Origin of the sequence: Acinetobacter sp. A22 (assembly GCF_030913345.1) — a bacterium.
GTDB classification, from domain to species: Bacteria; Pseudomonadota; Gammaproteobacteria; order Pseudomonadales; family Moraxellaceae; genus Acinetobacter; species Acinetobacter junii.
Genome location: NZ_CP133162.1, coordinates 980,131 through 1,007,050, shown reverse-complemented (window position 1 = coordinate 1,007,050; position 26,920 = coordinate 980,131). Strand labels below are relative to the sequence as shown.

The following is a 26,920-nucleotide window of genomic DNA, read 5'->3' as shown; positions in this document are numbered from 1 at the left end:
TTTATTGAAAATTAAATAGCAATATTATCTTACTTTTTATGTGCTAAATTACCTTGAGAAACAATAACAAGGATAAACACATGATTTTAGAAAAAGACTGGAAAAATATTCAACGGATTTTTAAACTTGCACAAAAAGCATCAATACATGCTTCAATTGCAACAGTCGATCAGTATGGGCAACCCAATATTACCCCTATCGGCACTGTCTTTTTAAATGACAATCAAACCGCTTATTTCTTTGATACATTTACAGAAAGATTGGGTGAAAATCTTAGCCAAAATTCCAAAGCCTGTATTCAGTCTGTTAATAGCGGAAAGCTGTTCTGGCTAATTTCACTGATTCAGGGAAATTTTAGTGATTATCCTGGCGTTCGTTTATATGTGGAAATTGGAGATTTACGTCCAGCAACTGAACAAGAGAAACTTGCAGTGGAACAACGAGTGAAACCACTGCAATGGACAAAAGGCAGTCAACTGATCTGGTCTGAATTTACCCATGTCCGTGACATCAAGATCAATGATTTTAGATGGATCAAATATCCAAGAATGATGGAAAATCTAATCTAAACGCATTTCAAACAGGCACAGCCCCTCAATCTCTAAAGGCATCTTGATATTTTCAAAAGCTGCCGCTTTTAAAGCATCGATATACTCCTGTTTGTTCATATAAAGCTGGTCATTTTGCATGGCATGAGGTGCATATAGATGATCACAAACCAAGTAACAACCTTGAGGTTCTAATAAGGTTGTTACTTTTTTATGGAAATCAGCAGCATTTTTTTATGTCGAAGCTCATGCAATGCCTGATGAATGATAATCAAGTCATATTTTTGATTTACAGCATTTTACCACTCAGGCTCTTTAAAGTTTCCAATGAGATAATTGGCTGTTGCCTACTCTGAAGAGTTTAGCTTCTGTTGAGCAAGCTGATACATTGCCTCAGAAAAATCGAAAGCGGTATATTGAATATTGGGCAATTGCGACAATAAATGTTGCGCTAAAAATCCTGGCCCTGCTCCCAACTCCAGAATATGACCTTGATCAGAAGCATGCGTCTTAATCAGATTGGCATAATAATCAAAGAAATCCTTTCTCCACGGGCGTTTCACATTCGCCGTGTCTTGCCATTCTACAGCATCATCATAATTGCGTAAGTCAATTGGACTGGCAACATCGTTCATTCATTTCCCCTCCTTTTATAGTTAAACCAAACCAATTTGTTGAAAGAACTGTTTGTAAACATCCGCTTTTTTTTCCAGTGCCAATGGATAGGCCCGTGATGATGAGGGCAAGCGATATAAGCTTAGCTCACGATTGCCATAATTCACCTGTACCGATTGACCACCGATCATGGGCTTGACTGGCTGATCTGGAAAATGCTGCATCAGTGTATCTGTCGCTTTATCACCAGTCGTCATAATGGTGTGACATGCAGGAATTTGGATGAGTAATTCTGACAAATCTGTAGGCGTGACTATTTCTAGAAATTTATCAGATGCATTACCTTGTAATCTTTTAATTCGAAATGCGGTATCGAATATTCCTACACCAATTTCTATCAAAAATTCACGAATTTTTTGTTCTTTAAAGTTTTTATTTGATAAATCAAGGAAATAGTTTTTATCTTTGAAAAATATTAATCCGAATATTCGCCACATGTCATTTTGATAATTTGGATAGTAAAAATTCATCCTCCATCTGTTTTGAGGAGGAGGAAAGCTTCCCAACATTAGCAACTTAGCATTATATGGTAAGAATGGCTTCAGTGGATGTGTTTCAATTTCAAAAATAGTCATTAAAATCTAACAACATGAAAAATTTAAAACAGTTTAATCAATTATTCTGTATCAAAATAGCTTTCTCATTTCTAATAGAAAATAAACAAGGAAGACAACGTGTATCTTCCTTGTTTATCAATTTTTTTATCAACGTTTAAAAAAATTGAATGGTAACTTTAAATACCGCACACCATTACTTTCTGGTTCTGGAAAACGACCTGCATCCATATTGATTTGTATAGATGGCAGAATCAACTTTGGCATCGCCAAAGTGGCATCACGTGCCTGACGCATCTTTACAAAATCTTGTCGATCGGTATCAGATTTCAAATGAATATTACTGTGTTTCTGTGCAGCAATTGTTGTCTCATAGAAATACTCATTTCTACCTTCAGGCTTATAATCATGGCATAGATAAACACGCGTATCATCAGGTAGTTCATATAACTTTTGAACAGAATCAAAAAGTATATCCGCACTTCCTTTAGGAAAATCACATCTCGCCGTACCATAATCTGGCATGAATAAAGTATCACCAACAAAGACAGAATCACCAATGACATAACTCAAGCACGCTGGCGTGTGTCCAGGCGTTGGAATATTGTAAGCATCTAGATGACCAATCTTAAAATGCTCATCATCTTTAAAGAGATAATCAAAAGTTTGGTGTGAATTAAACATCTTCACATCAAGATTGTATATTGAGCTAAAGGTCTCTTGCACAATACCGATCTTTTCACTCATCGCAATCTTTCCACCCAAATATTCTTTGAGATACTGAGATGCGGTTAAATGATCTGCGTGGACATGTGTTTCTAGTATCCACTCAACCTTTAACTGATGAGTCTTTACGAAATCAATAATTTGATCTGCACTATGAGTTGATGTAGAAGCAGATGCAGCATCATAATCTAGAACACTGTCAATTACGGCACATACTTTAGTTTCTGGGTCAGTCACCACATAACTAAATGTATTTGTATTTTCATCAAAAAATGCTTTGACTTGAGGATGTTGCATCTAATCTCTCCTACTTATCGTTCTGCCCATATGCGATGAATAAAGATACCGAGGAACATTGCTCCGATAAAATACCATGCTTCAGCATAGCCTAACCCGATCAGAGTAATTGCAGGTGCAGGACATACACCAGCTATCCCCCAACCTATACCGAACAGCATCGAACCAACGATCAATTTTTTATCGATCTGTTTATTAGTGGGTAATGAAATTACTTCACCGAATAATGTTTTTGGATTTCGGATCGCTTTTTGGAATGGAATGATGGCAATCGCAATAGCCCCAATCATCACAAACATTAGGCTAATATCCCACTCACCAAAAATGTCTAAAAATCCTAAAACTTTTTCAGGATTTGACATACCTGAGACCATTAGTCCTAGTGCAAATAATCCGCCAAATATGAACGCAAATACATTTTTCATATCGCAACTCCTAAAATATGGCGAATAACGAATACAGTCACGATTCCAGCTAGCATAAATGTGACCGTTGCAACGATCGAACGCACTGATAAGCGACTCATACCACAGATACCATGACCACTAGTACATCCCGAACCTAATCGCGTGCCAAAACCTACCAAGATTCCAGCAATGATTAATCCAATTGGTGAGGATTTAATCACAATCTCAGGTTCAACAAATAATTGGTAAATGAAAGGAATGATGAATAAGCCAGACAAGAACCAAAATGCAGGATTATTCAAAAGTGATTTAGGTTGTAAAACCTGCGCAAGCAAGCCACTAATCCCTGCAATACGACCATTTACATACAAATAGCCCACTACTGCAATTCCAAGGATAGCACCGCCAATCAAAGCTAAAATAATGCTAGACATTGTTTTACTCTTTTAAAACATTATATTTTTTTATAATATATTATTTTGTATATTTAATGAAGTAATTATTCAAAAACTATACAAATCTTTTTGTACTTTTTTTCAACAATTCTCTATGTGTATTAAATTAAACATATGATTTAATTTAATAATTTATTTAATTTAATTTTTAACAAAAAATATTTTTTGACCATTGGAAAAAATTCAACGCTCTGCTCTATTTACACTTTAAAACCTCGTCCTTTTAATTTAAACAACCATTAGAGCCAAGTTGATGTTATCTAAAGTTAAAAAACTAGGTAATAATGCTTAGAAAATTTGATATCGTCTTTTCTAGTTTAACTATCATTAGCATAAATAATGGTTGGGTTGTTAACTAAAACATAAAGTTTTTAATCAAGCGATTCTCAAGTTTGAGCTGATTTTAATTTATTAATTTTATATGGTTTTTTACAGACTAATTCTCAATAGTTTTCTATCTAAGCTGCCGTACACAGTTATACGACAGCTAGTTTTTTACAATCTAAGAAATTTCTACAAGCAGTATGCTCTTGGCATAAGACAACACTTATATCAGTTCTTCAATTCCTATTAATGTAGGTAACTTATCAATTAATTTGTTTAATTCATCATTTGCAGGAGAAATACAACCAGTGTAATGACTCAAACGTGTTGTAGTACCATCTGCTTGTTTCCACCAAAAATAAGAACTAGGTTTATCTGTTGCAGTTTGCACACAACCTGTTGTTTTTACATTAGAACCAGTTTCTGGACGATACGTTTTTAATTCACTTTGTAATTTCTTATACACAGCAGGATCTACTTGAAGATCGCGTGTACCAGTCACTTTAGTGTACTGTTTACCCTCGAAATGAACTGTTCCATTAGGTGAAACTTCAACTGAATAAATTGGACATGCACCAAAACATGGGCTTGTTGAATAACGGATCGTTTCTTGAGCTACATTTTGAGATTGCTCAGGTGTTGAAGCACAACCAACTAATGCCAATGTAAAAAAACTTGAAAGTAATAATTTTTTCATTTGTTAATCCGTTGTAAAGTTTAGTCAATAAGTCAATAAATTTATCAAATAGTGAAATAGTTGTCATTTATATTGGTGTTACAATCACTAAATTATCAATTTTACTTAGGCTATTTTTATAAAAAATTAATTTATGGCTTGTGATTGCAATATTAAACGAGCGAGTTCTAAATCATCTGGATAAGTGATTTTGATATTATCTGAACGACCTTGTACAACTTGTACGGGTTCATTTATATATTCCAGTGCACTTGCCTCATCAGTAATTACAATTTGATCTTTCAGTGCTGACTCTATTGCATTTTTTAATATGCTTATCTTTGCCACTTGTGGTGTTTGAGCTTGCCACAATAGATCACGACTCACTGTTTTCTCTATTTGATGGTCTTCAACTACTTGTTTTAATGTATCTCGAACAGGTATAGCTAAAATGGAACTCTGATCTGACTCTACAGCAGTAATTATCAATTTTTCGAGACAATCTGTTGTAATGCAAGGGCGTGCTGCGTCATGTACGAGAACCCAATCATTTTCATCTGCAATATTTAATAAATACATCAAAGCATTTAATACCGAATGAACACGCTCAGCTCCCCCCTTACAAAAGTGAAGCCTATCTAAGTGCTCAAAAGCTAATGTCTGGGCAAAGTTATCGCTCTCACCTATAGCGATAACACATCCAGCTAACTGCAAAGTATTGAGCCTGTTGACCGTATGCTCAATTACTGTACGCTGAGCAATATATTGATATTGTTTTAATTCAGATTTTGAAAAACGACTACCTGAGCCTGCTGCTGGTACAACAGCCCATAATTTAGTCTGGATTTTCATTGGTTGGGGCATCTAATTTTGCATTTGGATCGATATAGATCGGTTTGTAATGGGTACTGATCGTACTCATTTGCACAAAGGTCTCATTTGGTTTGATTAAACCTAGATCGAGACGTGCATGTTCTTCAATCGCTTCAGTTCCATTTTTTAAGTCAAAAACTTCAGCCGCTAAAATGCGATTACGCTCTTTTAGCTCTTCATTGATTTCAGCTTGCTGCGTGATTTGTTGAGCTAAAGCTTGATGAGGGAAATATCCTCCCTCACCTAACCAAAATTGGTACTGTAAGCTTGCAATCAGAACGATTGCAAGCAACAGAATCAATTTACTCGAAGTTGATCGAAAGACTTCTAGCATAATTCAGAGATTATTTTAAACCTTTGAATTCAGCTTTACCGCGGTAAGCTGCTTTAGTCAATTCTTCAATACGAAGTAATTGGTTATATTTTGCAACGCGGTCAGAACGGCATAGAGAACCAGTCTTAATTTGACCAGCTGCTGTACCTACTGCCAAATCAGCAATAGTCGAATCTTCTGTTTCACCAGAACGATGTGAAATAACAGTTGAATAGCCATTTGCTTTAGCTAGATAGATAGCATCTAATGTTTCAGTCAAAGTACCGATTTGGTTATATTTGATCAGAATAGAGTTACCTACTTTCTCATCAATACCACGTTGTAAAATCTTAGGGTTTGTTACGAATAAATCGTCACCAACCAATTGGATTTTGTCACCAAGAATTGATGTTAAGTAGCTCCAACCCTCCCAATCAGATTCATCCAAACCATCTTCGATCGAGATGATAGGATATTGATTTGCAAGACCAGCTAAATAATCAGCAAATTGATGGCTTGTGAAAGCACGGTTACCTTCGCCTTCTAAAACGTATTGACCGTTTTTGTAGAACTCAGAAGATGCGCAGTCTAAAGCAAGCATCATGTCAGAACCAGCTTTATAACCAGTTAACTCAATTGCTTGTAAAATAACTTGGATCGCTTCTTCATTAGAGCGCAAGTTAGGTGCAAAACCACCTTCATCACCAACTGCAGTATTTAAACCTTGTTTCTTTAAAACTGATTTTAAAGAATGGAATACTTCAGCACCAGCACGTAACGCTTCAGCAAATGAAGTGAAACCAACTGGCTCAATCATGAACTCTTGAATATCAACAGTGTTATCTGCATGCTCACCACCGTTGAGGATGTTCATCATCGGTACAGGCATAGTCAAAATAGTTTGACCACGAAGGTCTGCGATATATTGGAAAAGAGGAAGTTTCTTTTCTTCAGCAGCAGCACGCGCAGCAGCTAAAGAAACTGCTAAAGTTGCGTTTGCACCTAATTTTTCTTTGTTTTCAGTGCCATCAAGCGCGATCATTGTATTATCAATGTCTTTTTGCTCAAAAACTGATTTACCCAACAAAGCATCACGAATCAATGTGTTAACATTGTTAACTGCTGTACGAACACCTTTACCTAAGTAACGAGATTTATCTCCGTCACGAAGTTCTAAAGCTTCACGAGAACCAGTTGAAGCACCAGATGGTGCACATGCACGACCAACAACCCCAGATTCTAAAATTACGTCTGCTTCGATGGTTGGGTTACCACGAGAGTCCAAAATTTCGCGTGCACGGATGTCAACGATTTGGCTCATGAACAATTCCTCTGTTTAATGAATAAAAAGATGTATTTTCATACATCAATGGGTATCTAACTTTTTGAATCCTTTAACTAAAGTATCCAATTCTTTTAACTGTGCCAAGAATGGCTCTAATTGAGATAAGCGTAATGCACATGGTCCATCACATTTCGCTACTTCAGGCTCTGGATGTGCTTCTAAGAACAAACCAGCTAAACCAGTCGCCATGCCTGCACGTGCTAACGTCGTAATTTGGGCACGACGACCACCAGCTGAATCAGCACGTCCACCAGGTGTTTGCAATGAGTGCGTCACATCAAAGAACACAGGGACATTCATTTCTTTCATGATGTCAAAACCAAGCATATCAACAACTAAGTTGTTATAACCGAATGCTGAACCACGCTCACAAAGAATTAGTTTGTCATTTCCAGCTTCAAGACATTTATGCAAAATATGGCGCATTTCATGTGGAGCTAAGAATTGTGCTTTTTTAATATTGATAATAGCCTGAGTCTTAGCCATCGCCTCAACTAGATCAGTTTGACGACTTAAAAAAGCAGGTAATTGGATGATGTCAGCAACTTCAGCAACTGGAGCTGCTTGATATGGTTCATGTACATCAGTAATGATAGGGACATTAAATTGTTTCTTAATGTCAGCAAGCCATTCAATCCCTTTTTCTAAACCAGGGCCGCGAAAAGAATTCAAACTTGAACGATTCGCTTTGTCAAAGCTCGCTTTGAACACGTAAGGAATATCTAAGCGCTTGCAGATGTCAATATAAGTTTCAGCAATTTCGAAAGCTAAATCTTTTGATTCTAATACGTTCATTCCGCCAAATAATACAAATGGCAAATGATTTGCCATTTGTATATCGCCTAAACGTACAACTTCTTGTGGTTTTAATTGTGACATTTAAACTTTCCCAGTTTATTTAAAGAACTGCATTATTTACCTTGTTGGTGCTGTTTTTTCGCAGCATCAATAAAACCAGCAAATAATGGATGTCCATCACGTGGTGAACTTGTAAATTCTGGGTGGAATTGTACAGCAATAAACCAAGGATGTTCAGGAATTTCTACAGTTTCAACTAAATGTTGTACAGAAGAATAACCTGAAATTTTCATACCAGCTTCTTCAAGCGTAGGAATGAAACGATCATTCATTTCATAACGATGGCGATGACGCTCAGTAATTTCAGCTTTACCATAGACTTCGCGAGTTTTAGTACCTTCAACCAATTCTGACTTTTGAGCACCAAGACGCATTGTTCCGCCTAAGTCTGATTCAAGACTGCGCTGTTGTAATTCGCCACGCTCGTCTAACCATTCAGTAATTAAGCCAATTAATGGATATTTAGTTGAACGATTAAACTCTGTAGAGCTTGCTTCTGGAATACCTGCTACATTGCGAGCATATTCAATTACAGCAAGTTGCATACCTAAACAAATACCCAAGAAAGGTATTTTATTTTCACGTGCATACTGGATCGCACGCATTTTACCTTCAGTACCGCGCTCACCAAAACCACCTGGCACAAGGATCGCATCAGCAGTATTTAAAACACTAATATCTTGTTGTTCAAGATCTTCAGCATTTACATAATCAATCTGAACTTTTACGCGATTTTGGATACCAGCATGTAAAAGTGCTTCATTGACAGATTTATATGCATCTGGCAATTCAACATATTTACCAACCATAGCTACACGTACCGTGTACTCTGGATTGAGTAATGCTTCAACAACATTATCCCAATCTTCAAGATTTGCTTCAGGAAGATCATTAAAACCAAAACGTTCACAAATTAAATCGTCAACATTCTGTTCATAAAAATTACGTGGGATTTGGTAAATTGTTTTCGCATCTTTACAAACAACAACTGCACGCGCTTCTACGTTAGTGAAAAGAGCAATTTTACGTTTAGTATCAGCATCAACATCATATTCAGTACGACAGATTAAAATGTCTGGTTGAATACCAATTGAAAGTAATTCTTTAACTGAGTGTTGAGTAGGCTTTGTTTTTAACTCAGCAGCTGATTTGATATACGGCAACAAAGTCAAATGCATGAGCATTGTACGTTTATGACCCAACTCAACCATAAGTTGACGAACCGACTCCATAAATGGAAGTGATTCGATATCACCAACAGTCCCGCCAATTTCTACAATAGCAACGTCGTAACCTTCACCTGCACGAAGAACACGCTCTTTAATATTGTCAGTAATATGCGGAATTACTTGAACTGTACCGCCTAAGTAATCACCACGACGTTCTTTATTCAAAACATCTTGATAAACACGACCACTTGTAAAGTTGTTTAATTTGGTCATTTTCGCACGACGTAAGAAACGTTCGTAATAGCCCAAATCTAAGTCAGTTTCAGCACCATCCTCTGTGACGAAAACCTCACCGTGCTGGAATGGACTCATGGTACCTGGATCGACATTAATGTATGGATCCATTTTCACCATAGTGACTTTTAAGCCACGGGCTTCCAAAAGTGCAGCAACAGAAGCAGCAGAAATACCTTTACCTAGTGATGAAACTACACCACCAGTGACAAAAATAAAATGGGTCATTGAGTTTCTCGTACAATCGAGCCGAAATCGGCCTACAATGTTGTGCAATTTTACTGTACTCTGCCCTAATAAAGCAAAGTCAAACCGCATCAATTCAAAGAACTATAAACAACTGGCTATTCTATCAGCATTTTCGATAAAAATTTATCGGAATTGTGGATATTTCATACATAAATTCTTTTTGCTTGGCTGACAGCAATCATTTTCAAGTTTAGATTATGATTTTTTAGTTTTATCACCTTAAAAATTAGTATGGATGGTGCAAGCAACTATAAAATATCAACAAAGCTGTTTGATGTAAGTGATTTATTCTTTTAATTTGCTGATATAATTCCCCCTGTCCTTTTTTAATATGTTGTTTTAACAATGGCGAATAAAAAACTTTTACTTTGTGCAGCGATTGCTACTAGTCTTTTATTAACTGCGTGCGTCAAAAAAGAAGAGCCTAAAAACGAAGATCAGCAAGAACAAACTGCTGAAACTGAAACGAGTCAAGCACAAACTGAGCCTAAGAACAGTGAGTTTGAAACGCTTGAAAGCGTAGATAATCAAGAAACTACAGCTCCTGTTACCGAAACTATTCGTGAAGAAACTCCAAATACAACAACTGAAGTTCGTCGTGAGATTCGCCCTGCTGAAACAACTACTAGCAGCCAAACTCAAACTTCTACAACAGAACAACCTAAACCGACTCAAACTGAACCAAAACCAGTAAAGACGGAACCACAAAAGCCAGCTACTCCAGCTCAATCTGAAGAAGATGCTGTTGCAGCAGCAATTGCGGCTGCTACACCTGCGCTTAATAATTAAGTTATCTTATGAATACCCAAATCAAAATTATGGTTTGGGTATTTAATTCATAAAAAATTTTATCTTCTTTTATCCTTTTACTCTTAAACACATGTCAGAAACGATTCTCTATCTATCAGTTAGGGACAATATTATCTATCTTCTTCAAAATTAATTGACAGGAAAAGAATATAGAACTAGCTTCTATCCCATAAGTTCTATTTTAGAACTAATAATAAATGGAGTAAATAATGAAAACTAACTCAACCCGTTTACCTGCCTCATTTCCTGTACGTCGCATGGATTACAATTTCGAAAATACACCTAAATACTGGTGTGCTAATGATCCAGCAATGACACATTATTTCACCGGACTCTCAACCTTATTTTCAGAAGGTGAATCTTATTTCGTGCGATCAGTAAGAGCATTACGAGAACATGCAAAACTGAATGAAGCATTAGATAGAGAAATTAGTGCTTTCATCGGCCAAGAGGCTATGCATTCAAAAGAACATCATGCTTTTCATATTAGCGCTCAACAACATGGCTTGAACCCTGAATCTTTGGAAAAAGTTACTGGTATTGTTCTCAAAGGTCTTGAAAAAATATTTAGTAAAAAGTGGAATTTACTTGTTACTGTAGGCTTAGAGCATTACACAGCCGTACTAGTCGTAAGTATGATGGAAACTGTAAATGAGTATATGACGGATAAAACTATACGAGATTTATGGTTATGGCATAGTGTTGAAGAAACTGAGCATAAAGCTGTAGCTTTTGATTTATATGAATATTTATATGGAAATGGATTAAATGCTTACCTTCCTCGGGTCACAATTTTCACTTTAAGCCTGATTCTTATTACTGGACTTTCAACAATCTACCAAATAGTTTTAATGAAACGAGATAAACAAGGGGCTTAGGAAGTTAAGCATATCAAAAAGTATGGTAACTTCCTTATATGAAAGCAAAAAATAGATACTATTCCCGTTCAAGAATCACAGAGGCAAAATTCAGACAGATCATTCGCTTTTTTGCCATGGATTTAACTGCTTCAGATACAGCTAAACTCACCAATATTTCTGTACGTTCCATCAATACAATTTACATCAGGTTGCGTAAAAAGATTGCGGCTCAATGTGAGGAAATATCTCCTTTCAACGGTATCGTTGAACTTGATGAATCCTACTTTGGTGCTCGTCGTATTCGAGGAAAACGTGGACGTGGTGCATCAGGAAAAACCATTGTATTTGGACTACTCAAAAGAGATGGAAACGTATACACAGAAATTGTGCCTGATTGCTCCAAAGCTACGCTACAGGGTATTATTCGGGGGCAGATAGAGCTTGATTCTGTGATCAATACAGATGGATGGAGAGGCTATGATGGTTTAGTTGATATTGGTTTTGACAAACATTTAAGAGTGAATCATGGGAACAACGAATTTGCATGCGGGGAGCGTCTTATTAACGGCATAGAATCATTCTGGGGATATGCTAAAAAGCGACTCGTCAAGTTTAATGGAATTGACAAAAAGATGTTTTATTTGCATCTTAAAGAAACGGAGTATCGCTTCAATCATCGGAACGGTAATTTATATCTCGATTTGCTTAAATTACTCCGTAACAATCCTCTTTAACTTCCTAAGCCCCTAAACAATTATCAAATCTTAAAACATGGCAAAACTTCTTTAATTTTGCAGCTAAGCAATATAAAACATTTATTCCCAAATTCTTTGAATACTATAGATATGACTTTCACCCTAACCAGACTAATGAAAAAAATTTAGTTGCAACCACGAAAATAAAACTTGGAATAAAAGATACACCTGCTTTGGTATCTTAAAATAAAAAAAGCCCATTCACACATGGGCTTTATTCCTTAAATTACTTAGCTTGAACGCTGAATAAGAAAATAATCTGAAATAAGTCGTGCTGACCAAGATGAAGTTTGCCAGCCTTCATAAAATCCACAGTGGCTTCCTTTTTTCGTTGTAATCACAGCAATATTATCCATTTGCTCTATAGCAGATTTATATGGATGAAAGTTTTTGATCGAGCACACAGGATCATCTTCAGAGTTTAGAATCATCAATGGAATTTTTATATTTTGAAAAACATATATCGGATTAATCGCTTTACAGTAGCTCTCATAATCTCTAAAACCTGCCATTTCAAAATAGACTTTTTCAAACTCTTCAAGAGTTGTTGATGCTAAAACCTTTTCTAATGAATCAAGCTGTTTCCATGTAGATTGGTAAGGATAAATAAAATGCTTAAACAATTTTTTCGTCATTAACTTTGTGTAAAACGGATGAACATTTTTGAATCCAATTTCGGTGTTATAACCAGGACACATCGCAAATGCAGCTTTAAAAGGCGTGTCTAGACCTTGTTCACCCAAATAACGCACTAATAATCCAGTTCCAACAGAAGAACCAACAGCATACAAATCAGACTCAGGAAATATATGTTGAATATGCGTAAGTTGTTCTTTCAAATCATCTGTCGATCCAAAAAGTGAAATGCGAGGTACAGGCATTGGTAAACCAGCGTGTCCACGACGTAAACATAGCGCGATTCTCCATCCTGTGTATTGATGCAAATCTTTTACTAGTTCTCGCATACTTTCAGGTGAACCCGTAATTGTATGCATAATAACAATCGTCGGTGTTTGCTTAGGCAAGTCGTATCCATACCATGCTATTCCTGTAACACCACCATCCTGCATAGTGAGTTGTTCAATACGATCATATTGAAGCTTTATCGTCTTTTTTCTAATAACATCAAAATACAACAGATGCATGTGATTGTTAGACAACCAAGGTGTTGGGCGATACTTCTGTTTTAGCTGAGGCAATTTCTCTAAGATATTTTTAATCTTTCCATTTGGTGAATAATATGTCTTTGGTTTCTCTGCACCAACCACAAGGTCAAATAACTCTATGCCCAAAACTTTAATTTTATTTAAAGTAGAAATACCCATAGATGACAATAGCCTTAAATTATGAGGTGAAGAATTCTCGCACTAACGACGCGACCTGTTTCCCCCAGATCTCGTAAATTTCTTTACTTGGATGAAACCCATCTATAGCCATGGGTAGATTCATCTCTTGAAAATGTTCAAGATCAAATTCAATAAACTTAAATATTGGTTCAGTTGATAAATAGCCTTGTAATTTTTTATTCATTTGTTGAGCATGTTTTCCAAATATCCAAGCAAGTGGATGAGGTAAAGCTGGAAAATGCTGCATAGGTGGAACACCAGTTACAATAATCAATTTTGGATCAAATTTCTTTCGTAATTCGGTAAACAATTGTTTTTGCTGCTTTATCCACAAGCGAGTTGAGGTAAGTTTAGTCACGTCATTTACCCCAATTGAAGTGACGATCACATCATAAACTTGCGGCTCTAAAGCATTAATTGCATCAATGAGTTGTCTAGTATTATTACCAGTTTTAGCATGTAAAGCCCATGTCAGTTTATATTCATTCATAAGCTGTGAAAGTAATACGCCTGAAAGAGCTTGATGCTGATATTCAACACCAACTCCTGCAGCAGCAGAATCACCTAAAATAAGCAATGATAATGGTCGACCAAGACCTACAATTCCTTGACGCTCTCCAATTGGCTCTATAAGTTTTGGTGTACGTTGTTTAACAACAATTCCTTGAGCAACTATGACTGGTAGTAGGAATAATGTCGATATTTTTAACCACATTTTAATTCAAACTTACTTAGGCTATTTTTAATATTAAGTAGCTTGATATTGGGAGATTCTTTGACCCATTTGCTCTGCTAAGGCAGCCAAACCACTCATCGGCCGAATCATCACCTCAAAATCAATAATTTGCCCTCGATCATTGAAGCGAATCATATCGATACCTTTTAATGATTTACCACTCACATTCGCGCTAAATTCTAGCACTACATTTTCACCATCTTCAGTAAAGAACTCACGATGATAAGTAAAGTCCTGAAAAACTTGGATAACATTGGTCAAAATAAAGAAAACAACCTGTTTCCCTTCATACGGTTTATAAGCGACAGGTGATCTAAATACTACCTCATCTGCTAATAAATCATTTAAGACGGACATGTCATTGGTTTCCAACATTTGATGCCATTTTTTGATTGATATTTGAGTTGTTGCAAGTGTCATTCTTATTGTCCTATTAAATTTATATGGTCTTGAAAAGGGCATTTTCTTAAAATAGAAAACACCCTTTTATTTATTATAGAATTGCTGCTAGTTCAGCACCTTGACGAATTGCACGCTTCGCATCTAACTCGCCTGCTTCTTTTGCACCACCGATAAGATGAACATTTTTACCATCAGCTTTGAGTTGATCATACATCGCTGTATATGATTCTTGGCCTGCACAAATTACGACGTTATCAACTTCTAATACTGTTGTTTTTCCATCAACAGTAATATGTAAACCTAGATCATCTACTTTGTCATAACTTGCACCTGCGATCATTTTTACATCGCGATGTTTTAAGCCTGTGCGGTGAATCCAGCCAGTTGTTTTACCCAAACCTGCACCTACTGCCGAAGCCTTACGTTGTAATAAATATATTTCTCGTTCAGATTTTTCAAGTTTAGGTTGTTTCAGACCACCAACATGCTCGTATGCTGTATCAATACCCCATTCTGCATAGAATTTTTCAGGGTTTAAGCTACCGCTTTCACCTTCGTGACTTAAATATTCAGCAGTATCAAAACCAATACCACCAGCACCAATAATCGCTACACGTTTTCCTACTGGTACACGCTCTTTAAGTACTTGGATATAACTTAGAACTTTTGGATGATGAATGCCTTCAAATTGTAATTGACGTGGTGTTACACCAGTAGCTACAACAATTTCATCATAGTTTGCTTTGCTTAACTCTTCATAAGTTACAGTATGGTTCAATACCAACTCAATATTTGGTTGTAATTCGATTTGACGCTTGAAGTAGCGCAGTGTCTCGTAAAATTCTTCTTTTCCTGGAATCGTTTTAGCGATATTGAACTGTCCACCAATCTGATTACTTGAATCAAAAATTTTAACTTTATGACCACGGCTAGCTGCATAAGTTGCAAAACTCAACCCAGCAGGCCCTGCACCAATTACTGCAATATTTTTTACGGCATTTGTTTCCTTGAAAATTAGTTCAGTTTCATAACATGCACGCGGATTGACTAAACATGTCGCAATCTTCATAGAGAAAATATGGTCTAAACATGCTTGGTTACAACCAATACAGGTATTGATTTCATCACTGCGATTTTCTTTAGCTTTTAATACAAATTCTGCATCCGCCAACATAGGACGAGCCATTGAAATCATATCAGCATGACCTGATGCTAAAACATGCTCAGCCATTTCAGGTGTGTTAATACGATTCGAAGTGATTAATGGAATAGATACACTTCCTTTAAGTTTTTCCGTTACCCAAGTGAATGCAGCACGAGGTACTTTTGTAGCAATCGTTGGAATACGTGCTTCATGCCAGCCGATCCCTGTATTAATAATTGTTGCACCCGCTTTTTCAATTTCTTTAGCAAGGTGAATCACTTCTTCTAAGCTAGAACCACCTTCTACCAAATCGAGCATAGATAACCGATAAATAATAATAAAGTTCTCGCCCACTAAATCACGCGTACGTTTCACAATTTCGATTGGAAAACGGATACGATTTTCGTAGCTACCACCCCACTCGTCATCACGATGGTTGGTACGTGCGGCAATAAACTCATTAATCAAGTAGCCTTCTGAGCCCATGATTTCTACGCCATCATAACCTGCATATTGTGCTAATTTTGCACAATTCGCAAAGTCATCAATGGTTTGTTGGACTTCTGCAGAACTTAATGCTTTTGGCTTAATTGGGTTGATTGGAGCCTGAATTGCTGAAGGCGCGACGTTATTTGCTTGATAAGAATAGCGCCCTGTATGAAGAATTTGCATAGCAATCTTACCACCTGCATCATGTACAGCTTGGGTAATCACTTTATGTTTTTCTGCTTCTTCGATTGAATCTAATTTTGTTCCATGTGCAAAAACAACACCATCATCGTTTGGAGATACACCACCTGTAACAATTAATCCAACCTCACCTTTTGCACGTTCAGCATAAAATGCTGCCATACGTTCATAGCCTTGTGGCGCTTCTTCTAAACCAATATGCATAGACCCCATAAGCACACGGTTTTTTAAAGTCGTAAAGCCTAAATCAAGTGGCTGAAGTAAATGTGGATAAGCTGACATAAATTCTCCTATGGCTAGCAATCTGCTTGCTAATGCAACTTGTTGCATAAAGTTATAAACAATATTTGATTTTTATGCAACATTTTGCATAATCTTAATAGTCACATTTTATTTTTGGATGTTTATGTCTCTTGCCCATGTTTTATTGACGAGTTTATTAGAAAAACCAAGCACTGGTTTCGAACTTGCTCGTCGTTTTGATCGCTCTATGGGCTTCTTTTGGAACGCGACACATCAACAAATTTATCGTGAACTCAATGGAATGCTCAAAAAAGGTTGGATATCAACCATTGAAGAAGAAACAACAAACAGTCGTAAAAAAACATATCAAGTCGAACAATTAGGTCGCATACAATTAGCTGCATGGATCGAGCAACAAAGTGAACCTGCGCAACTAAGAGATGATTTGATGATTAGGTTGAGGGCTGAAGCACAATTAGGTGGCAATACGATATTACCTGAGTTGATTCGCCACTTAGAGTTACACAAAGAGAAGTTAAAATTGTACCAAGCCATTCATGACAAAGACTTTAAAAATAACGAGCCAACAAATCGTATTTTATTTATCCATAAAATGATTCTTGAACTCGGTATTATTAAAGAAAATGAATGGATAAAATGGTTACAGAAAATGATCCCTCAGCTCAAAAAGTTTGAGGAAGCGGACAAGATTGGAGAAAAATAATGCCGTTTTACACCATGCCTGATCAAGAAAAATTATTTGTACGACGTGTTGGCGAAGGAGAACCTGTACTCGTCTTATCAGGACTTGGTATGCAAAGCTGGCAATGGCTACCTTTTTTATTTTCCAATCGCAATCAATATGAATTTATTATCCCAGATTGGAGAGGATTCGGCGGCTCTAAAAATTGTGTAATTCCATCAATGGATGCTATCTCAAGCCATTGGAATGATGTAGATGCACTCATCAAACTGCTTAATTTAGACCAGTTTATCCTGATGGGATATTCTATGGGTGCAACGACTGCTATGCATGGAATGAAACATGGTGATTTAGCTAAAAAAATTAAAGCCTACCTTCATATTGATCAAACACCAAAAATTGCTGTTGATGATACTTGGCAATATGGTCTATTTGGAACAAAGTATTCTCAATTCAAAAGTTTACTTCTCGATATTCAAACACTTTTATTGGATTATAAGTCTGCAAAAAGGCTTGAAGATTTACCTAAAGACATTCGATATCAACTTGTAAGTCTTTGGAGTGCATTTATTGAGTTACAAAGCAATAATGCTTATAGTCCAAAAATCTTTAAACTGGCATTAAATCGACCAGTTTTACAAAAGTATTTACTACCTATTCAACGACTAGACTATTTACTTTGGTATGTTGAAAATTATCTGAATCATGATGAAGATTACCGTGATGCCATCAGTCAATTAGAGTGTCCAACAACGTTCTTTATTGGCCGAGACTCTACGCTTTATCCAGAAACTGGACAAACTTTAGTTGCTAATAGTCTAGCAAATGCTCAAACAATCTATTTTGAACGTTCAGGGCATACTCCCTTAATTACCGAACCAAGAAAATTCTCTCAAGAAATTGGGCGTTTTCTTAGTAGTAATTCATTGGATGCTGCATAAAAAATACAATAAAAAAGCCAATCAACAAGATTGGCTTTTTATGATCAATCAGGATCTCATTTGCTCAGCGATTTCCAAGAGAACTTGTTCAGTTTTATCCCAACCTAAACAACCATCCGTTACCGACTGACCGTAAGTCATATTACATGAAATCTTTTGATTTCCATCAACCAAGTGGCTTTCGATCATCACACCACGTACTTTGGATTCTGCACGTTCTGCAATAATTTGTTTTAGTACATTTGGTTGCTGTAATGGGTCTTTACCACTATTGCCATGACTACAATCAATTACTAATGCAGGTAAATGTTTATGTTTGAAGTGCATCGCTTGAATTGAAGCCAAATCATAATTTGTACCATGGTTTGAACCACGCAAAATTAAATGCGGTAAAGGGTTGCCATTGCTATGCAAAATAGCAGGTAAACCTTGCTGAGTCATTCCAAGGAATTGATGACCATTTAAAGCAGATTGAATTGCATCCAAAGCAATCTGAATCGAACCATCAGTACCATTTTTAAAACCAATACTATATGGCATATGGCTTGCGATCTCACGATGAATCTGAGATTCACTTGTTCGTGCCCCAATCGCTCCCCAAGCCAACAAGTCATCAAAATAACCTGTTGCCATCGGACTTAAAATTTCACTCGCGATCGGCAAACCTTTTTCAATAAGTTGAATATATAGCTCACGAGATTTTTCCAATCCCAATTGTAAATCTGATGATCCATCTAGGTTTGGATCATATAAAAAACCCTTCCAGCCAACTGTTGTACGTGGTTTTTCAATATAAGCACGCATTACAAGAAATATTTGATCTTTAACTTTTTCTTGGAGTTTTTGTAGGCGATCAGCATATTCAAGTACTGCGATAGGATCATGAATCGAGCATGGACCTGTAATCACCATAAGTCGAGGATCATGACCAGATAAAATATTCTGAATCGTTTGACGATGTTTTGAAATTTGCTGCACTAAATTTGCAGACAATGGATACTGCGCTTTGAGTTGTGATGGCAAGCTAAGCATTGATTCTTTTATTTGCGTTTGTGATGATTGTTTCAAAGCCGTATTTAAAGCATTCATTTTCATTTCCTTTGGACTGAAATCAGCCCGAGTATTTATTTGAGCAAGAGTGATCTAAGTGATGTTGATTTTTTTGCAAAGTAAAACCAAGAAATCTTGCTAAAATATGAAATGTTTGATGTATACATAATATTTCTCCTAAATTAATGAATCTTAAAGCATAAAAAAACCTGATCGGTGTTGCCGATCAGGTATTAACTGGTTGGGCAACCCTTTCGCTGCCCGAAACGCATCAGGCAACTAGATATATTGCCAAAAGTAAAAGTATGCGTTCGTGTTTACAGTATGCTTTAACATGTTTATTTCAAATATCTTAAAAACTGTTGCTTAGTTCTAAGTTACGCACTATTTCTGTATTTGACAAGCACTTTTTATGTTTTTTTAATTTTACCTAAAAAATAGACAGTAATTGATCTTTTAGCCAAGCTTCAATAAAATAGCACAAAAATACATCACCACGAGTATACGCCAATGAAGTAAGTCCTATTTTTCATCATCAAATTCAATTTCTTTTTTGATGTGCAAAATAGACTTATCTATGGTTGGACCACTCATATTCTAAAACTGATTTCGATCTATTTTTGCATATCCTGTTTATGAGGTTTCTTATGACTCAACAGGCATGTGTCGTTTCAAATTTATCGCTCGAACTAGCACAAAACAAACTATTTACTAATTTATCTTTCCAACTTCCAATTGGACAATTCACTGGTTTAATTGGAAGAAATGGACAAGGCAAATCTCTTCTGATGTCTATTCTTCATGGAGAAAAAACAACTCTACCCTATTCAGGTCAAATATCTTGGTTACGCCCACATCAAGATCTTCACCAGCTTCAACGTATCCAATCAGCGACTATTGCTGAGACACTGGAAATAGAAGACTTATATTTTTGTTTTGAACGCATTAGTAATGGAACTGCAACATTGACTGATTTTGATCAAGTTGAACATCTTTGGCATTTACCTTCTGAATGGCAACAACTATTAGAAAGTGCAGACTTACCCACTGATCTAGGTAAAAGTACAAATCAATTAAGTGAAGGACAAAAGACTAAACTTGCACTTTGTCGTTTATTCTTACTTAAAGATCATTATCTATTACTGGATGAACCGAGCAATCATTTGGATACGCAAGGAAGAAAATGGCTCGCTCAGCAAATGGAACTACATCCAACAGGCGGACTCATTATTAGTCATGACCGCCTACTACTCGCTCATGTAGAAGGTATTTTCAATTTAAACCACTTAGGTTTGCACTACTATGGAGGAAATTATGATCTTTATCACCGACAGCATCAGTTGCAAATACAAGCATTATCTCATTCAGTTCTACAAGAAAAGCGTGATTTGAAACAACTCAAAGAGCAACAACATCAAAGCCAAAAGAAAGCACAAAAAAGAAAGAAAACAGGTGAGAAATTAAGAGCTTCAGGATCTCAAGCGACAATCTTACTTGATGCAAAAAAGGAGCAATCTGAACAATCACTCTCTCAACTAAAAAAACAACAGATCAAACAGCTTACTCAAGCAAAAGATGAATTACAGCATAAACAACATCAACTGGAATATTACAAATCACAATCATTTGAGTTTACACATCCGTAAGCGTCCGCTGAACCCCATGCCTATTTTTTAATTTGAGTTGGATTTCCAGCGATGTGGCAGTAATTCTTCTATTTGGGTCGCTTTATGCGTCGGCAGCCTTTTCAGCACATCACTGAGATAGGCATACGGATCCAACCCATTCAGCTTTGCTGACTGGATTAAAGTCATGATATTTGCCGCTCGCTGTCCACTGCGCAGCGAACCTGCAAACAACCAGTTCTTACGGCCCAATGCCCAGGGGCGCATTGAGTTCTCTGCCCAGTTATTGTCAATGGGTAGATTGCCATCATCCAGATAGCGGCTTAAGGCTGGCCAACGCTTCAGACTGTAATTGATGGCCTTGGCGGTTGGAGAACTCGATGGCACCGTCAGATAATGTTGGTTGAGCCATTCATACAGTTGTTGCATCACCGGTTGGCTGTGCTGTTGTCGGTATTCGCGGCGGTGTTCTGCTGTACTATCGGTCTTTTTCCTGAGTTCGGCTTCTATCGCATACAGTTTCTGAATCATCAGTAATGCCTGTTCAGCGATCTGACTTTTCCCAGTCACATGTAGCTCATGGAATTTACGACGTGCATGCGCCATGCAGCCCACCTCAATGACATCGCCTGATTTAAAGCGTGCTTTATAACCACTGTAATCATCACAGACCAGATAACCCTGCCAGCCATTCAAGAACTCTGCAGCATGCTGACCTGAACGGCTATCCTGAAAGTCATAGATCACCGCTTGAACTGGATTGTACTGTGTAGTGGCATAGGCCCAGACATAACCTTTCTTCGGTTTTTTCTCATCATCACCCATCCGCATAATGGTGACTGGTGTTTCATCTGCATGGATCACCCGCTGTTGCAGCACCACCTGTTTTAAGGCATTGGCCAGAGGTTCCAGTTCCACACCGCAGCGACCTATCCAGTCAGATAAAGTAGATCTGGACAGATCAATGCCCGCCCGCTGATAGATCAGGCGCTGACGGTACAGCGGCAAATGATCGGCATACTTCGATACCAGCACATGGCTGAGCAGTTCAGGTGAAGCAATGCCTTTATCAATCACATAGGCGGGCATCGCTTGCTGAGTCAGGGTGTCACACTGATCACAGACCCATTTGCCACGCACATGCTGTTCCTTATAGAACTGTGCCGGTCTGAAATGCAGTTTTTCACTGATATCTTCGCCGATACGACGTAACTGGCAGCCACAACTGCATTGGGTTGATGCTGGTTCATGCTCAATACGAATGGTGTGTAGATGATCGGGCAGCAGTCGACGTTTAGGTTTATTGGTTTTGGCTTTCTGTGTCGCTGCATCGGTTTTATCTGCATTCAGCCGTTCCAGTTCCAGATCAACAGCAGCAATATCTTCTTCAACCGCTTCATCCCAGAGATGGATTTGTTTTGCAGTGAGATGTTCGTTTTTACTGCCGAATTTGTGCTGTTTAAATAGTGCGAGTTCATGCTCGTATTTTTGATTGAGAATAGAAAGATGTTGAACTTTAGAATCTAATTGCTGATTGGTGACTTCAAGATGTTGAACTCTGGCATCTAATTGCTGGTTTGATTGTGCTAGAGACTGATGCTGCAGCGCCAACTGTCTGGTAAATTCCAGCAGTTGTTCATGGGTCAGTTGGCTTAAGTCAGGCAGCGTATTCATGACCGCAGTATGCCTGAGGTCATGAGAAGAATGAAATAGAACGTTTGGAGAATAGCGGAATGGAACAGCCTGGTTTAAAGCATCGTCACCACCTGCTGTCGTCCAATGCGCTGCCAGGGCAAACCCTGGATCAGTGCCTGTAACTGTTCCGGGCTGAGGGCCACGGTTTCACCTTGGTGAAGCTTAGCCCAGTGAAATTTGCCCTGTTCCAGCCGCCGGGCACACAGCCAGATGCCCAGTCCATCATGCACCAGTACTTTCATACGATGACCACGTTTATTACAGAACAGGTAAGCACAGTGCGGCTTGATCGAGCCAAAGGTTCTCACCACCTGAGCAATGACAGTATCCATCCCTGCTCGCATATCCAGAGGTTGGGTAGAAAGCCAGATTTCATCAATGCGGATCATGTTGCAAGTGCCTTGAGTAATTCTGCTAAAGCAGATATTTCTGATACTTGCCATTTCAAGCCAATTTCTGCTTTTGAGTGGGGTAAAGTAATTTGAACCGTTAACATGTCAGTAGGAGTAGGATCTAATGGTGCAGAGCAAGATAAGGCAATAAATGCAGGTTTATTCGGTAGTGGTGAGCGATCATTCCCTGGCTTACCATCAATTAAGCGAATCCATTTGGATACAAGATTTGTATTCAATCCATGTTGCAAAGCGACCGAAGCAATTGAAACGTCCGGTGCTTTACAAGCCTGAACGATCTGCTGTTTAAATTCAGCACTGTATGTTCTTCGTTTTTTCGCAAGAGATGCGATGGATGTCTGGTGATTTGTAGTCATAAATTTTAGTCCCCACTTGTTTTTAAGTGGGGACTAAATTAAGGCTTATAGGATGAATTCATAAGGTGTGTTCAGCGGACGCTTACACACATCCTACAAAAATATCAGGAGAAATATTACGCTGTTATGAATTAAAAATAGCTTACGCCAGTACAAATCCAATTCAACTTGCGATTAAAGCAGGAGAAAAAATACATTTGAGGGGTGTAAATGGTTGCGGTAAATCGACTTTTCTTAAAACTATTAAAGGTTTAATCAAACCTATAGCTGGAGAAATCAATTCAAATGCGAAATTAGTATATTTAGATCAGAATGTTTGTTTACTCAATCAAAATATATCCGCTTATGAATTTCTTAAAAGTATTTACTCAAATCTATCTGAGCAACAAATACGAACAGCTTTAGGAAATCTACAAATTCGTAGAGAAAAATCACTTGCTCCAATAAGTTCTCTAAGTGGTGGTGAGCGATTAAAGGTCGCTTTAGTTGCTTTGAAATTCCAAACAGTTGAACTTTTACTCTTAGATGAGCCAGACAATCATTTAGATATAGAATCACGAGAACTTTTAGCTCGTGCTATCCGTTCATTTCATGGCTCCGTCATCTTAGTTTCTCATGATGAGCTCTTTGTAAAAGAATGCGGCATAGAAGAAAGTTGTTTATTGAATTAATCTTAAATCAGCATGGCAAATGAATTTGTCATGCTGATGATTAGCGAACTAAACCTTGTGGTTGTAAAATAATAATTGCCGCACCACATAACACGATAAGTACACCTAAAACATCCCAACGGGATAACATCACTTGATCGACATAACGTAGCCACAACAGTGCTGTAAAAATATATATCCCACCATATGCCGCATAAATACGACCTGAAGCTACTGGATGTAATGTTAGCAGCCATACAAAAACCGCCAAACTTAATGCTGTTGGCACCCACAACCAATGTGACTTTCCTTGATTCAAAATCAAGTATGGAAAATAGCAACCTAAAATTTCAGCGATAGCTGTAATGAAAAATAACCCAAACACTTTGAGTATTTGGGTTATAGAAAATGACAATTCAAACATTAAGCAGGTTCAGCACTCGGATTAATATGATCTTCAAATACCTCTAGTTTCAGACCAACATCTTTACCATCTTCTGTTTTCACAGAAACGGCAACGTTACCACCATGCTCAGCAAGCTCCCCGAACAAGATCATCTCAGCAAGCGGCTTTTTCAGATGCTCTTGAATTAAACGTTGCATTGGGCGAGCACCCATGAGACGGTCATAACCATTGGTTGACAACCAATCTCGCGCACTTTGATCAACTTCAAGAACAACTTGCTTTTCATCCAACTGTGCTTGTAACTCAGTTAAGAATTTATCAACTACTGATTCTATTACAGTCGTAGGAAGTGCTTTAAACTGAATCACACCATCTAAACGGTTACGGAACTCAGGAGAAAATGCTCGTTTCATTGCGTCTTGGTTGTCTGCACTGTGGTCTTGCTCTGTAAAGCCGATACTTGCGCGAGAAATACTTTCTGCACCAATATTTGTCGTAAGCACAATAATAACGTTTCTGAAATCAGACTTACGACCATTATTATCGGTTAAAGCACCATGATCCATTACTTGTAATAACAAGTTGAATACATCTGGATGTGCTTTCTCAATTTCGTCAAGCAACAGTACACAATGTGGATTTTTATGAATCGCATCAGTCAGTAAACCACCTTGATCATAACCAACATAACCTGGAGGCGCACCGATTAAACGCGACACAGCATGACGCTCCATATATTCAGACATATCAAAGCGTACTAACTCAACACCTAGTAATTTAGCAAGTTGTTTAGTGACCTCTGTTTTACCTACACCTGTAGGCCCAGCAAATACAAAACTACCGACAGGCTTATCAGGTGCTTTTAAACCTGCGCGTGACAACTTAATTGCTGAAGCAAGTGCTGTAATCGCCTCATCTTGACCAAATACAACTCGTTTTAAATCTCGCTCTAAATTCTCTAAAACAGTCTTATCATCTTTAGAAACAGTCTTAGGTGGAATACGCGCAATCTTAGAAACAATATCTTCAATGTTTTCTACAGAAATCATTGATCCATCAGCTTCAGCTTTAAGACGACGTTGAGCACCAGCTTCATCAATTACGTCAATTGCTTTATCTGGTAAGAAACGATCATGAATAAACTTAGCTGACAACTCTACTGCTGCAACAAGAGCTTTGTCTTCGTATTCAACGTGATGAAAATCCTCAAACTTACTTTTTAAGCCACGAAGTATTTCGATTGTTTCGCCCACACTCGGCTCATTCACATCAATTTTTTGGAATCGACGTGATAATGCATGATCTTTTTCAAATACTTGACGGTATTCTTGGAATGTAGTCGAACCAATACAACGTAAACTACCATTAGCCAAAGCTGGTTTGATTAAGTTCGATGCATCCATAGTGCTACCCATACTTGAGCCTGCACCAATAATCATATGAATTTCATCAATGAATAAAATCGCGTTCGGATTCTTTTTCAAAGCATTTAACAATTGTTTTAAACGTTTTTCAAAGTCACCACGATACTTTGTACCTGCAACCAAAGCACCGATGTCTAAGCTATAAACTTCAGCGTTAGCAAGCGGTTTTGGTGCTTTACCATTCACAATCAACCATGCCAAACCTTCTGCAATAGATGTTTTACCAACACCTGGATCACCAACTAACAGCGGATTGTTTTTACGGCGACGGCATAAAATTTGTGCAGCGCGCTCAATTTCTTTCTCACGCCCAATTAATGGATCTGTTTTACCCTTTTGTGCTTCAATATTAAGATTAAGCGTATATTGTTCTAAAGGGCCAGCATTCGCAGAGGCTGCATTTTCACCTTCAATATCTTCCACTTCTTCTTCAACTTGAATCTCATCTTTGCGAGTTCCATGAGACAAGTACTGAGTTAAAGTAAGACGATTGATTTGATGGCGTTTTAATAAATAAACCGCAAAAGAGTCTCGTTCAGAATACATCGCAACGAGTACATCAGCGCCTTCTACAGTACGATCACCACCACTCGATTGCACGTGGAAAATCGCTCTTTGTAGAATACGATCAAAGCTCTCTGTTGGATGAGGAGCTTGCTCGTTATTATCACCAAGTTTTGGGGTATGTTGCTCTACATATTCCTCTAATTCTTTACGCAAAGTAACGATATCTGCACCACATGCTTTTAAAGCATTTACGGCAGAGTCATTATCTAGCAAGGCAAGCAACAAATGTTCAACTGTCAAAAACTCATGTCTCTTTTGACGAGCCATGCTAACAGCCAAACGTAACGATACTTCTAATTGACGACTGAGCATGTAACCCCCTTATCTCTTGGGCTCTTTCA

General features: G+C 37.6%; 25 protein-coding genes and 4 pseudogenes. 8 read left to right on the top strand and 21 right to left on the bottom strand.

The genetic code is table 11. The annotated features are described in order from the left end of the window. The first annotated feature begins 80 nt into the window (after nt 1-80). Nucleotides 81-569, top strand: coding sequence for a pyridoxamine 5'-phosphate oxidase family protein (locus tag Q9Q86_RS05115; RefSeq protein WP_112987577.1), 489 nt, complete (start codon nt 81-83; stop codon nt 567-569). Here the strand turns inward: Q9Q86_RS05115 and Q9Q86_RS05110 are convergent. The 11 genes and pseudogenes from Q9Q86_RS05110 to Q9Q86_RS05060 form a co-directional block, all read right to left on the bottom strand. Beyond that, nucleotides 561-1,183, bottom strand: a pseudogene (locus Q9Q86_RS05110) (class I SAM-dependent methyltransferase). The gene Q9Q86_RS05115 and the pseudogene Q9Q86_RS05110 sit on opposite strands and share 9 nt — an antisense overlap. A 21-nt stretch (nt 1,184-1,204) precedes the next feature. Beyond that, nucleotides 1,205-1,798: a uracil-DNA glycosylase family protein gene (locus Q9Q86_RS05105; protein WP_112987576.1), complete on the bottom strand. Its 594-nt coding sequence runs from the start codon at nt 1,796-1,798 to the stop codon at nt 1,205-1,207. A gap of 129 nt (nt 1,799-1,927) precedes the next feature. Next, entirely contained in the window at nt 1,928-2,800 is an 873-nt protein-coding gene (locus Q9Q86_RS05100; protein WP_039047293.1) for an MBL fold metallo-hydrolase, read from the bottom strand. Nucleotides 2,801-2,814: 14 nt separating this feature from the next. Continuing rightward, nucleotides 2,815-3,225, bottom strand: a complete 411-nt coding sequence (locus Q9Q86_RS05095; protein WP_004911272.1) for a DUF6691 family protein — start codon at nt 3,223-3,225, stop codon at nt 2,815-2,817. After that, nucleotides 3,222-3,641 (bottom strand): YeeE/YedE family protein, encoded by a 420-nt coding sequence (locus Q9Q86_RS05090; RefSeq protein WP_004954238.1) that lies wholly within the window; start codon nt 3,639-3,641, stop codon nt 3,222-3,224. The genes Q9Q86_RS05095 and Q9Q86_RS05090 overlap by 4 nt, the downstream gene beginning before the upstream one ends. A gap of 568 nt (nt 3,642-4,209) precedes the next feature. Further along, complete coding sequence (locus tag Q9Q86_RS05085; RefSeq protein ID WP_112987575.1) at nt 4,210-4,683, bottom strand: DUF6438 domain-containing protein; 474 nt, start codon at nt 4,681-4,683, stop codon at nt 4,210-4,212. A gap of 126 nt (nt 4,684-4,809) precedes the next feature. After that, nucleotides 4,810-5,514 carry a 2-C-methyl-D-erythritol 4-phosphate cytidylyltransferase gene (ispD, locus tag Q9Q86_RS05080; RefSeq protein WP_112987574.1) on the bottom strand — a complete coding sequence of 235 codons (705 nt, stop codon included), beginning with the start codon at nt 5,512-5,514 and terminating at the stop codon, nt 4,810-4,812. Further along, nucleotides 5,498-5,869 (bottom strand): cell division protein FtsB, encoded by a 372-nt coding sequence (gene ftsB / locus Q9Q86_RS05075; protein WP_004911282.1) that lies wholly within the window; start codon nt 5,867-5,869, stop codon nt 5,498-5,500. Before ftsB ends, ispD begins: the two co-directional genes overlap by 17 nt. 10 nt (nt 5,870-5,879) lie before the next feature. Beyond that, nucleotides 5,880-7,169 (bottom strand): phosphopyruvate hydratase, encoded by a 1,290-nt coding sequence (gene eno, locus Q9Q86_RS05070; protein ID WP_004911285.1) that lies wholly within the window; start codon nt 7,167-7,169, stop codon nt 5,880-5,882. A gap of 45 nt (nt 7,170-7,214) precedes the next feature. Then, a complete protein-coding gene (gene kdsA, locus Q9Q86_RS05065; RefSeq protein ID WP_004954227.1) occupies nt 7,215-8,072 on the bottom strand; it encodes a 3-deoxy-8-phosphooctulonate synthase in 858 nt (285 codons plus the stop codon). A gap of 32 nt (nt 8,073-8,104) precedes the next feature. Continuing rightward, nucleotides 8,105-9,742 carry a CTP synthase gene (locus Q9Q86_RS05060; RefSeq protein WP_004911289.1) on the bottom strand — a complete coding sequence of 546 codons (1,638 nt, stop codon included), beginning with the start codon at nt 9,740-9,742 and terminating at the stop codon, nt 8,105-8,107. A gap of 366 nt (nt 9,743-10,108) precedes the next feature. Here Q9Q86_RS05060 and Q9Q86_RS05055 point away from each other — a divergent pair, with 366 nt between their 5' ends. The 3 genes and pseudogenes from Q9Q86_RS05055 (at nt 10,109) to Q9Q86_RS05045 (ending at nt 12,167) form a co-directional block, all read left to right on the top strand. Then, nucleotides 10,109-10,552, top strand: a complete 444-nt coding sequence (locus tag Q9Q86_RS05055; RefSeq protein ID WP_112987573.1) for an internalin — start codon at nt 10,109-10,111, stop codon at nt 10,550-10,552. 230 nt (nt 10,553-10,782) lie between these two features. Further along, nucleotides 10,783-11,442: pseudogene (locus Q9Q86_RS05050) on the top strand (metal-dependent hydrolase); the annotation flags it as partial. Nucleotides 11,443-11,489: 47 nt separating this feature from the next. Continuing rightward, nucleotides 11,490-12,167, top strand: coding sequence for an IS1595-like element ISAju1 family transposase (locus tag Q9Q86_RS05045; protein ID WP_308150317.1), 678 nt, complete (start codon nt 11,490-11,492; stop codon nt 12,165-12,167). Between the two features lie 251 nt (nt 12,168-12,418). Here the strand turns inward: Q9Q86_RS05045 and Q9Q86_RS05035 are convergent, their stop codons facing one another. From Q9Q86_RS05035 to Q9Q86_RS05020, 4 genes are all read right to left on the bottom strand, one after another. Continuing rightward, nucleotides 12,419-13,513, bottom strand: coding sequence for a YheT family hydrolase (locus Q9Q86_RS05035; RefSeq protein ID WP_112987687.1), 1,095 nt, complete (start codon nt 13,511-13,513; stop codon nt 12,419-12,421). Between the two features lie 19 nt (nt 13,514-13,532). Then, nucleotides 13,533-14,249 carry an SGNH/GDSL hydrolase family protein gene (locus tag Q9Q86_RS05030; protein ID WP_112987688.1) on the bottom strand — a complete coding sequence of 239 codons (717 nt, stop codon included), beginning with the start codon at nt 14,247-14,249 and terminating at the stop codon, nt 13,533-13,535. A gap of 33 nt (nt 14,250-14,282) precedes the next feature. After that, nucleotides 14,283-14,690 (bottom strand): nuclear transport factor 2 family protein, encoded by a 408-nt coding sequence (locus tag Q9Q86_RS05025; RefSeq protein ID WP_112987689.1) that lies wholly within the window; start codon nt 14,688-14,690, stop codon nt 14,283-14,285. A gap of 73 nt (nt 14,691-14,763) precedes the next feature. Next, a complete protein-coding gene (locus Q9Q86_RS05020) occupies nt 14,764-16,788 on the bottom strand; it encodes an NADPH-dependent 2,4-dienoyl-CoA reductase (RefSeq protein WP_205669713.1) in 2,025 nt (674 codons plus the stop codon). Nucleotides 16,789-16,912: 124 nt separating this feature from the next. Here Q9Q86_RS05020 and Q9Q86_RS05015 point away from each other — a divergent pair, with 124 nt between their 5' ends. Together Q9Q86_RS05015 and Q9Q86_RS05010 are read left to right on the top strand one after the other, a co-directional pair. Beyond that, nucleotides 16,913-17,473, top strand: coding sequence for a PadR family transcriptional regulator (locus Q9Q86_RS05015; protein WP_112987691.1), 561 nt, complete (start codon nt 16,913-16,915; stop codon nt 17,471-17,473). Further along, nucleotides 17,473-18,393 carry an alpha/beta fold hydrolase gene (locus Q9Q86_RS05010; protein ID WP_039047342.1) on the top strand — a complete coding sequence of 307 codons (921 nt, stop codon included), beginning with the start codon at nt 17,473-17,475 and terminating at the stop codon, nt 18,391-18,393. Before Q9Q86_RS05015 ends, Q9Q86_RS05010 begins: the two co-directional genes overlap by 1 nt. 48 nt (nt 18,394-18,441) lie before the next feature. On the opposite strand, the gene Q9Q86_RS05005 is transcribed toward Q9Q86_RS05010, so the two are convergent. Further along, the gene (locus tag Q9Q86_RS05005; RefSeq protein ID WP_039047343.1) at nt 18,442-19,482 is read right to left on the bottom strand and encodes a 3-deoxy-7-phosphoheptulonate synthase; all 1,041 of its coding nucleotides are present in this window, start codon (nt 19,480-19,482) and stop codon (nt 18,442-18,444) included. A gap of 608 nt (nt 19,483-20,090) precedes the next feature. On the opposite strand from Q9Q86_RS05005, the pseudogene Q9Q86_RS05000 reads away from it, so the two are divergent. After that, a pseudogene (locus Q9Q86_RS05000) lies at nt 20,091-21,080 on the top strand (ATP-binding cassette domain-containing protein); the annotation flags it as partial. 36 nt (nt 21,081-21,116) lie between these two features. Here the strand turns inward: Q9Q86_RS05000 and Q9Q86_RS04995 are convergent. The 3 genes from Q9Q86_RS04995 to Q9Q86_RS04985 all read right to left on the bottom strand — a co-directional run bounded on the left by Q9Q86_RS04995 (nt 21,117) and on the right by Q9Q86_RS04985 (nt 23,532). Further along, a complete protein-coding gene (locus Q9Q86_RS04995) occupies nt 21,117-22,742 on the bottom strand; it encodes an IS66 family transposase (protein ID WP_157938044.1) in 1,626 nt (541 codons plus the stop codon). Nucleotides 22,743-22,816: 74 nt separating this feature from the next. Continuing rightward, complete coding sequence (tnpB, locus tag Q9Q86_RS04990) at nt 22,817-23,152, bottom strand: IS66 family insertion sequence element accessory protein TnpB (RefSeq protein ID WP_157938043.1); 336 nt, start codon at nt 23,150-23,152, stop codon at nt 22,817-22,819. Next, a complete protein-coding gene (locus Q9Q86_RS04985) occupies nt 23,149-23,532 on the bottom strand; it encodes a transposase (protein WP_004762545.1) in 384 nt (127 codons plus the stop codon). The genes tnpB and Q9Q86_RS04985 overlap by 4 nt, the downstream gene beginning before the upstream one ends. Nucleotides 23,533-23,615: 83 nt before the next feature. On the opposite strand from Q9Q86_RS04985, the pseudogene Q9Q86_RS04980 reads away from it, so the two are divergent. Continuing rightward, nucleotides 23,616-24,203 (top strand): annotated as a pseudogene (locus tag Q9Q86_RS04980) (ATP-binding cassette domain-containing protein); the annotation flags it as partial. 40 nt (nt 24,204-24,243) lie between these two features. Here Q9Q86_RS04980 and Q9Q86_RS04975 read toward each other — a convergent pair. Next, nucleotides 24,244-24,606: a YnfA family protein gene (locus Q9Q86_RS04975; RefSeq protein WP_112986397.1), complete on the bottom strand. Its 363-nt coding sequence runs from the start codon at nt 24,604-24,606 to the stop codon at nt 24,244-24,246. Beyond that, entirely contained in the window at nt 24,606-26,891 is a 2,286-nt protein-coding gene (gene clpA, locus Q9Q86_RS04970) for an ATP-dependent Clp protease ATP-binding subunit ClpA (RefSeq protein ID WP_004962073.1), read from the bottom strand. Before clpA ends, Q9Q86_RS04975 begins: the two co-directional genes overlap by 1 nt. Between the last annotated feature and the right edge of the window lie 29 nt (nt 26,892-26,920).